At 52.5% G+C, this 916-nt stretch carries 2 tRNA genes and 2 rRNA genes; all 4 read left to right on the top strand.

Annotated features, from left to right (window positions below):
* A 16S ribosomal RNA gene (locus tag ACFSUC_RS11575) occupies window positions 1-117 on the top strand; the annotation flags it as partial.
* 155 nt (window positions 118-272) lie between these two features.
* Window positions 273-389 (top strand): 5S ribosomal RNA (rrf, locus tag ACFSUC_RS11570).
* Between the two features lie 41 nt (window positions 390-430).
* A tRNA-Ile gene (locus ACFSUC_RS11565) sits at window positions 431-507 on the top strand.
* Between the two features lie 25 nt (window positions 508-532).
* Window positions 533-608, top strand: a tRNA-Ala gene (locus tag ACFSUC_RS11560).
* Window positions 609-916 lie beyond the last annotated feature (308 nt).

Raw genomic sequence — 916 nt, 5'->3', positions numbered from 1 at the left:
ACACCCGAAGTCGGTGAGGTAACCTTAGGGAGCCAGCCGCCGAAGGTGGGGCAGATGATTGGGGTGAAGTCGTAACAAGGTAGCCGTATCGGAAGGTGCGGCTGGATCACCTCCTTTCTATGGAGCACTAGGTACCCACAAAAGTGAAGAACAGCTTAACAGCTGATTCAGGTTCTTTTGCGGGGCCCAAGGCACAAGAACGAATGTGCATAAGATGCACAACGGACAATTTCACTCGCGTTCAGTTTTGAAAGGGCAACCTTTCAAACCGGTTTGGTGATAATGGCGGAGGGGTACCACGCGTACCCATACCGAACACGACCGTTAAGCCCTCCAGCGCCGATGGTACTTGGACCGAAGGGTCCTGGGAGAGTAGGACATTGCCAAGCCGGGCAATACAAGCCTGATCAAGCCGTAAGGCAAAAGGCTTGGGCCCTTAGCTCAGCTGGTTAGAGCGCACCCCTGATAAGGGTGAGGTCGGTGGTTCGAGTCCACTAGGGCCCACCATATAAACCTAATACCCCAGGAATAGGGGGCCATAGCTCAGCTGGGAGAGCGCCTGCCTTGCACGCAGGAGGTCAGCGGTTCGATCCCGCTTGGCTCCACCAAACGCATTGCTTTGAACGTGACGGCTCAAAAAGCCGGTTGAAACGACAAAGCGGATATGGTAAGATACCACTTGCCGCTGAAAAGACGGCAAACTTGATCCTTGAAAACTGGATAGCGAAAGAGTTTAGGTAAGAATCAACGCAGTTTTTACTAGCGTGTTGGTGTTGACTTCCATGTCAAGCCAACATTGTAAAGTGTAGTGTTTTTGGAGTCGCCCGACATTTGCCCTTGTGCAAGAGGAGGAAGACCCAATAAACACGAAACGGGTTAAGCTAGTAAGGGCACACGGAGGATGCCTAGGCGCTAG

The organism is Marinicrinis sediminis, assembly GCF_042685085.1.
Lineage (GTDB): Bacteria > Bacillota > Bacilli > Paenibacillales > KCTC-33676 > Marinicrinis > Marinicrinis sediminis.
Note: the sequence above shows the minus strand (reverse complement) of the source record. Positions and strands in the feature narration are given on the sequence as shown.